At 74.0% G+C, this 265-nt stretch carries 1 protein-coding gene; it reads left to right on the top strand.

Translation table 11 applies throughout. The annotated features are described in order from the left end of the window. On the top strand, positions 1–265 hold a 265-nt coding region (locus KZZ07_RS27025; RefSeq protein WP_255564629.1), incomplete at both ends, for a LysR substrate-binding domain-containing protein.

The following is a 265-nucleotide window of genomic DNA, read 5'->3' as shown; positions in this document are numbered from 1 at the left end:
GCCTGCTGGAGCGTCTCGGCCCGGCCCTCGCCGAGGTGGAATCCGCCCTCGACGTGGTGAACGGGTTCCGCGACCGTCCCGCGGGCACGCTCCGGCTCAACGTTCCGCTGAGCGCCGCCCGGCTGGTGCTGCCGGCGCTCGTGCCGCCCTTCCTGGCGGCCTACCCGGAGATCCGCCTGGAGGTGGTGGTCGAGGACGGGTTCGTGGACGTGCTGGCGGCCGGCTGCGACGCCGGCATCCGCTACGACAAGCGGCTGGAGCAGGA

Origin of the sequence: Mameliella sp. CS4 (assembly GCF_019392335.1) — a bacterium.
GTDB lineage: Bacteria > Pseudomonadota > Alphaproteobacteria > Rhodobacterales > Rhodobacteraceae > Antarctobacter.
The sequence above is the reverse complement of the archived record's forward strand: the minus strand, read 5'-3'. Positions and strand labels throughout refer to the sequence as shown.